Source organism: Thalassolituus sp. UBA6592 (assembly GCF_002433655.1).
In the GTDB taxonomy this organism is placed as follows: domain Bacteria; phylum Pseudomonadota; class Gammaproteobacteria; order Pseudomonadales; family Oceanobacteraceae; genus Venatoribacter.
The window spans coordinates 457-7,436 of the sequence record NZ_DJIO01000185.1; the positions used below are offsets into that span (position 1 = coordinate 457).

At 54.2% G+C, this 6,980-nt stretch carries 8 protein-coding genes; 4 read left to right on the forward strand and 4 right to left on the reverse strand.

The window, feature by feature from the left end; all coding sequences use genetic code 11:
* Both B2Z72_RS18570 and rplU read right to left on the reverse strand, forming a co-directional pair.
* The coding region (locus tag B2Z72_RS18570; RefSeq protein WP_297005549.1) for a 50S ribosomal protein L27 at positions 1–128 on the reverse strand (128 nt) is incomplete at its 3' end.
* Between the two features lie 94 nt (positions 129–222).
* On the reverse strand, positions 223–534 hold the full coding sequence (gene rplU / locus B2Z72_RS18575; protein WP_296981923.1) for a 50S ribosomal protein L21: 312 nt from the start codon (positions 532–534) through the stop codon (positions 223–225).
* A 288-nt stretch (positions 535–822) separates the two neighbouring features.
* On the opposite strand from rplU, the gene B2Z72_RS18580 reads away from it, so the two are divergent.
* A complete protein-coding gene (locus B2Z72_RS18580) occupies positions 823–1,791 on the forward strand; it encodes a polyprenyl synthetase family protein (protein ID WP_296981921.1) in 969 nt (322 codons plus the stop codon).
* Positions 1,792–1,824: 33 nt separating this feature from the next.
* The gene (gene dsbD, locus B2Z72_RS18585) at positions 1,825–3,681 is read left to right on the forward strand and encodes a protein-disulfide reductase DsbD (RefSeq protein WP_296981918.1); all 1,857 of its coding nucleotides are present in this window, start codon (positions 1,825–1,827) and stop codon (positions 3,679–3,681) included.
* Between the two features lie 221 nt (positions 3,682–3,902).
* Here the strand turns inward: dsbD and aguA are convergent, their stop codons facing one another.
* Positions 3,903–4,985, reverse strand: a complete 1,083-nt coding sequence (aguA, locus tag B2Z72_RS18590; protein WP_296981916.1) for an agmatine deiminase — start codon at positions 4,983–4,985, stop codon at positions 3,903–3,905.
* A 12-nt stretch (positions 4,986–4,997) separates the two neighbouring features.
* Positions 4,998–5,876: an N-carbamoylputrescine amidase gene (gene aguB / locus B2Z72_RS18595; protein WP_296981914.1), complete on the reverse strand. Its 879-nt coding sequence runs from the start codon at positions 5,874–5,876 to the stop codon at positions 4,998–5,000.
* Positions 5,877–6,055: 179 nt separating this feature from the next.
* Between aguB and trxC the strand changes: the two genes are divergently transcribed.
* The gene (trxC, locus tag B2Z72_RS18600) at positions 6,056–6,493 is read left to right on the forward strand and encodes a thioredoxin TrxC (protein ID WP_296981913.1); all 438 of its coding nucleotides are present in this window, start codon (positions 6,056–6,058) and stop codon (positions 6,491–6,493) included.
* A gap of 197 nt (positions 6,494–6,690) precedes the next feature.
* Positions 6,691–6,930 carry a YdcH family protein gene (locus B2Z72_RS18605; RefSeq protein ID WP_296981911.1) on the forward strand — a complete coding sequence of 80 codons (240 nt, stop codon included), beginning with the start codon at positions 6,691–6,693 and terminating at the stop codon, positions 6,928–6,930.
* Positions 6,931–6,980 lie beyond the last annotated feature (50 nt).

Genomic DNA, 6,980 nt, shown 5'->3' on the forward strand with positions numbered 1-6,980 from the left:
GTGCCGCGCTGACGAACGATGATGTTACCGGCTTTAGCAGCCTGACCGCCGAACAGTTTTACGCCAAGGCGTTTACTTTCGGAATCACGACCGTTACGGGTACTACCAGCAGCCTTTTTGTGTGCCATGGTGGTCTTCTCCTGTTCTGGGGTCTCTGCAACACTGCGGATGCGTTGATCTGGCCGATCCCCGGACCCCGGGATTAAACGTTAAGTTTGAAGATTAACCAGCGATGCTGGTGATTTTCAGTTCAGTGAACCACTGACGGTGGCCCATTTGTTTCATGTGGTGCTTACGACGCTTGAACTTCAGGATCTTCACTTTTTTGTGACGACCGTGAGCTACAACTTCTGCAACTACTTTAGCGCCTTCAACAACTGGTGCACCGATCTTAACATCGTCACCGTTACCGATCAGGAGAACTTTTTCCAGATCGACAGATTCACCGGTCGCAACTTCCAGTTTTTCAACTTTCAGAGTCTGACCTTCTTCAACGCGGTACTGTTTACCGCCAGTCACTACTACAGCGTACATATCTGTACATCTCCGCTTTATGCCTGATCTGTCAGGCAATTTTATGGCTGCTTCTTAAGCCTGCTTCTACTGGCAACGCTCTGGTTTCCATATGGCAGGGAGCAGAATTTCGGGGCGCGAGACTATACCCCAACAGAATCCCCCGCGCAACCCGCTTGCCGGGCGATTGTAGCAATATTTCAGATTTTCCGCCTGCCCCTCGTTGTCCCGCTGCTGCGCTGCCGCTAAACTTGCGGCCGACCCAATGACAGCTGGCCCAGAGCCGGCTCCGACAAGGCTTATTTGTTCATGCAGATTCAAGACATTCTTGCTGTTATCAGCGAGGAATTTCAGGCAGTAGACCGTCTTATTCACCAGCAGCTGGCGTCCCGTGTGCCTTTGGTGGAGAAAATCGCCGACTATATTGTTTCCAGCGGCGGCAAACGTATTCGTCCCCTGTTAGTACTGATGACCGCCAAAGCATTCAGCGAGTGCGATGAACGCGCAGTAAAGCTGGCCACTGTTATTGAATTCCTGCATACCGCTACCCTGCTTCACGATGACGTGGTCGACACCTCGGATATGCGCCGTGGCAACCCGACAGCCAACGCCAAGTGGGGCAACGCCTCCAGTGTTCTGGTCGGTGACTTCCTTTACAGCCGCTCCTTTGAAATGCTGGTTGAGCTGGAAAACCTGCCGGTACAGAAAATTCTCGCCACCGCCACCAGCGTGATCGCCGAAGGTGAAGTCCTGCAGCTGACCAATGTCAAGAACCCGGATACCACGGAAGCTCAGTATATGGACGTGATTCAGGGCAAGACCGCCATGCTGTTTGAAGCCGCTACATGGGGTATGGCCAGCCTGCTCAACCGTTCTGAAGAAGAGCGCGAAGCCATGCGCATTTATGGCCGCGAACTGGGTCTGGCCTTCCAGCTGATTGATGACGTGCTGGATTACGACGGTGATGCCGCCGCCATGGGCAAAAACGTCGGTGATGATCTGGCCGAAGGCAAGCCAACCCTGCCACTGATTCACGCCATGGCCAATGGCAGTGAAGAGCAGCGCAAGCTGGTGCGCAGTGCCATCCGTAAGGGCGGTCTGGAGGACATGAGCGAAGTATTGAACATTGTCCACGAATTAGGCTCTATCGATTACACCCGCACCAAAGCCGACAACTGTGTTGCCGAAGCCCGTCGTCAGCTGAGCATTCTGTCTGAGGGCCCTGCCCGTGATGCCCTGGATGCACTGGCTTTGCTGGCGGTACAACGTAACCAGTAACCTTAAAACGCTGACCACCCACAGGAGCCTGCGGTGAAACTGCTGACCAATTTGTTTAGCGATAAAAGTATTGGCACCCGATTTACCGGCACCAGGCTGATCTGTTCTGTGCTTGCGGGCCTGCTGCTGAGCTTTAATGCCACCGCCGGGATTCTGGATTCGCTGGTCGGTAACGATGAGCCTGACTTTCTGCCGGTGGATCAGGCCTTTCCACTGCAGTTTGACATTGTTCCCGGCACCCTGACCGCCAGCTGGAATTCAGCTGATGGTTACTATCTTTACCAGCACCGTATTTTCGTTACTCAGGGTGAAGAAAAAATCGAGCCTTCGTATTTCTCTCTGCCGGGTAAAGAAAAAGAAGACGAAGCCTTCGGTCTGGTCACTGCGTATTACGGTCCACTGGATGTGGAATTTCACCTCACCGGCCTGCAGCCGGGTGAAGCCATTCTGCATTATCAGGGCTGTGCCGATGCCGGCCTGTGCTATCCCCCACAGCGCCAACCCATTCAACTCACCGCTGCAGATCTTGAAGCCCCGGCCTCACTGCTGCCGCAAGACAACACACAGACTTCCGGCAACGCCATCACGCCAACAGCAACGGATAAACCGGCCGTATCCGACGATAACAGCTGGTTTGCCAACCGCAGCTTCGCCGCTGTACTGGGGCTGTTTTTTCTGCTCGGGCTGGGCCTGACCTTTACCCCCTGCGTGCTGCCTATGGTGCCGATTCTGACCAGCGTGGTGCTGGGCCAGGGTAATACCTCCGGACGCAAAGGCTTTGTGCTGTCGTCGATCTATGTTCTGGGCATGGCGGTCACCTATGCCCTTGCCGGCCTGACGGTAGGACTGCTCGGCGCCGGCGCCAATATTCAGGCCTGGATGCAGACGCCTGCGGTCCTGATCGCTTTTGCCCTGCTTTTTGCCCTGCTGGCTCTGGCGATGTTCGGCGTCTATGAACTGCAGCTGCCCTCCGGCCTGCGTAACCGCCTTAACAGCATCAGCCAGAATCAGAAAGGCGGACAGGTTCTGAGCGTATTTGTGATTGGCGTGCTGTCTGCTCTGGTGGTGTCACCCTGCGTATCTGCCCCATTAGCCGGCGCGCTGGTGTATATATCCACCACAGGCGATGCCTTCACCGGTTTCGCTGCGTTGCTGGCGCTGGGTCTGGGCATGGGCACACCGCTGATTATTCTCGGTACTACGGGCGCATCGGTACTGCCGAAAGCCGGTGGCTGGATGAATCAGATCAAAGTCTTTTTCGGCATACTGCTGTTAGCCGTTGCCGTGTGGCTGTTAAGCCGCATCCTGCCCGGCAGCATCAGTCTGCTGCTGTGGGCGTTACTGGCGATTATCTATGCCGTGGTATTAGGCGCATTTGAGGCCGCCGCCAGCACAGCACAACGGGTTGTCAAAGGCATTGCCTGGGTTCTGCTGCTGTACGGCGTGATGGCCCTGGCTGGCGCCCTGATGGGCAACAGTAATCCTCTGAAACCACTACAGCTGACCGGCAGTTTCTCATCCGCTGCAACCGCTGCCAGTGAATCTTCGCTGTTCTATCGCACAGAATCCGTCACTGATATCGAGCAGAAAATTGCCAGCGCCAAAGGGCCGGTGATGCTCGATCTGTACGCAGACTGGTGCATCAGCTGCAAAGTCATGGAAGATGAGATTTTCGCCCAGAGCGATGTTCAGCAGCGCCTGAGCCATGTGATGTGGCTGCAACTGGATGTGACGGAAAATTCGCAGCAGCAGATCGACTTTATGCAAAGCCATGCGATTTTTGGCCCGCCAACCATTCTGTTCTTTGATAACGCCAAAGAGCTGCAGCAGATGCGTATCACCGGCGAGCTGGGCAAAGCCGAATTTAATCAGCGGACCTCTGCGCTCTGAATCCGTTTTTCAGCGATTTCAGACATAAAAAAACCGGGTAAAAACCCGGTTTTTTTTTATTCCGCTATTTATTCGTGCCCGATCTTATTCGTGACTGATCTTAGTCCGGCCCACTTTTAATTCGGCCCACTTTTAATTCGGCCCACTTTTAATCCGCCCCAAATCCGACCCAAACTTAATCCAGCCCACTCATAATCCAGCCCGCATTTAATCCGATTCGATCAGGCCGGCACCTGCTGTGAAATACAGTGCAGGTTGCCACCACCAAGAACGATATCCCGTGCATCCAGCCCCACCAGCTCATAATCCGGGTAGGCTTCCTGAATCACAGCGCGGGCTTTATCGTCATTGTTTTCATCCAGTAACGGATAAAAAATCGTCTTATTGGAAATTAAAAAATTCGCATAAGACGCACCCAGACGCTCACCGGCATGACGCGGAATATGTTTGTCCGGCACCAGGCCGTTGGCTTCTTCCTCGGTCATAAATAACGGTCCGGGCAGCGGCAGTTCATAGACGCGGATTTCACGCCCCTGGGCATCACGTTCAGAACGCAGCAGCGCAAGTGCCGCCTGAGAAAGCGCGTACTGAGGATCGCTTTCATCCTCACACACAGTCAACATCACTTCACCCGGGCGCACCACGTGCAGAATGTTATCCACATGGCCGTTGGTTTCATCGTCGTAGAGGCCGGTTGGCAGCCAGATCACTTTATCCACACCGAGATAGTCGTGCATATTCTGTTCGATATCCGCTTTACTCAGATGCGGGTTGCGACTTACATGTTGCAGGCATTCCGCCGTGGTATAGAGCGTACCCTCGCCGTCAACATGAATGGAGCCGCCTTCCAGCACAAACGGCGCCTGATACAGATCCACGCCTTCGTGCACAGCAATTACTGAAGCCACTTTATCGTCATCACTCCAGTCCGGGTACAGACCATCAACTTCACCACCCCAGGCATTGAACTGCCAGCTGATGGCGCGCTTCTCGCCGGCGTCATTCACCACAAAGGTCGGGCCCATATCGCGCATCCAGGCATCGTTGTATTTCACCACAACGATTTTCACTTCATCCGGCAGCTGCGCACGGGCAGATGCTTCGCCAGCGGCAGTCACAGCAACGCCTACCGGCGTATGCTGCACCAGCGCTTTAATAAAACGGGCAAACGCTGCCTGCCCGGGAACGCCCTGGTCACGCCAGTTATCGCCGCGCACCGGCCACGCCAGCCAGACCCGTGAATGTGGGGCATGCTCAGCCGGCATGTGGAAGCCATCGGCAAACGGGGTTGAGTTAATCAGCATATAAATCCCCTGTTATTTCAGTTGGCCGTCAAGCGTGTTAATCAGTTTGTACTGCTCCGGGCGACGGTCACGGAACAGTCCCCAGCTCTGACGCTGATCGCGCACAGCATCCAGATCGAAGGTGTGAATCAATACTGACTGAGTTTCACGGTCAGCCTGCTGCACAACGTCGCCACTGGCGTCGCAGATAAAGGATGAACCATAGAAAGTAACGCTGAGATCGCGGTGCTGCGCGTCTTCCTTACCGATACGGTTGGACGCCACCACCGGCATGATGTTGGTCGCCGCATGACCACACATGGCATTACGCCAGGCTGGCATACTGTCCATCTGCGGCTGACTTGGCTCACTGCCAATCGCCGTCGGAAACAGCAGAATTTCAGCGCCCAAAAGGGCCATTGAGCGGGCGGTTTCCGGGAACCACTGATCCCAGCAGATACCCACACCGACTTTGCCGTAACGCGTATCCCACACTTTGAAGCCACTGTCGCCAGGATTGAAATAGTACTTTTCCAGGTAACCGTCACTGTCCGGGATATGCGTTTTACGGTACGTCCCCAGCAGAGAGCCATCAGCATCGATCATGGCAACTGAGTTGAAACGCGCCGGACCGGCCAGTTCAAACCAGCTGAACGGCAACACCACTTCCAGCTCTTTTGCCAGCGCCTGAAAGCGGGCAAAGGCTTTATTCTCTTCCAGCGTGGTGGCCATATTGATGTATGGCTCGTGGATTTCGATGCAGAAATACGGTGCCTCAAACAGCTCCTGAATCAGGATAATCTGCGCGCCCTCAGCAGCCGCTTCACGGATCAGCTGTTCGGCTTTGGCGAGGTTATCTTCAAGGTTCCACGAGCAGCTCATCTGCGTCGCAGCAACGGTTACATTTCTCATAGTTACCTCCTCAGTTTCTGCTGCCATTAAAGTAACCCCGGCCGGGTAAATCTCTATCCCCCGGGAGGTACATTTTTGCTACAGCCACGACAAAAGCGCTTTCTGTCAGCATTGCCCTTGATTCTTCATAACCAAGGACTCATATAAGCGTTTAACAGAGATTTTGAAGAGAGCCTGCCATGCATTACACCTGCCCTTCCTGCGGTGCCATTAACCGTATTCCGGACGATAAACAGAACCTGCAGGGCACCTGTGGACGCTGCAAAAGCGCGCTGTTTGATGCTCATCCGGTGGCCTTAACCGACGGCGATTTCAGCCGCTTTATCAGCAAAAACGATCTGCCGGTCATTGTTGATTTCTGGGCCAGCTGGTGCGGCCCGTGCAAAATGATGGCACCCATCTTTGCTGAGGTGTGCGGCGAGCTGCAGCATCAGCTGCGCTTTGCCAAAGTCGATACCGAGGCAGCTCAGCAGGTCAGTGCGCAATACGCTATCCGCTCTATTCCAACCCTGATCCTGTTCCATCAGGGGCGCGAAGTAGACCGTCTGGCCGGAGCTTTGCCTGCCCCGCAGCTGAAGCAGTGGATCGCCCAGGCGCTGGCCAAAGTCAGTCGGTAATAATGGGAAAAGGAGGCCTGTTAACGAATCCGGCAAAGTGGCAGTAACGGGCCAAAAATACTGAGAAACATTTTGATTTGACCCAAATCAAAACAGGCTCAAAGCAGAGCGATCTCACCGTTTTTAGCCTGACCTGTATCAAGATGCACTCCGGGTTATGCAGGCACTCTGAAGTCATCTAACAAGGAGAAAGCGCCATGACCATAGACAACCACAGCCTGCACAACGATTTTCCGGAAATGGCTGATCAGATTCGGGCTCTGAAAATGAAGGATCGCCATTTCGCCCGTCTGTTTGACGAGTACCATGAAATCGACCGCGAAGTCCGTCTTATCGAAGAGGAAACAGAAGCCGCTTCTGATGACCGCCTGGAAGGTCTGAAAATGCGCCGTCTGCATCTGAAAGATGATCTGTTTGCCATGCTGAAAGAAGCATAAGCACAGGATTAAAAAAGCCCGCTCAGTGCGCAATGCTGTTCACTTAAGAC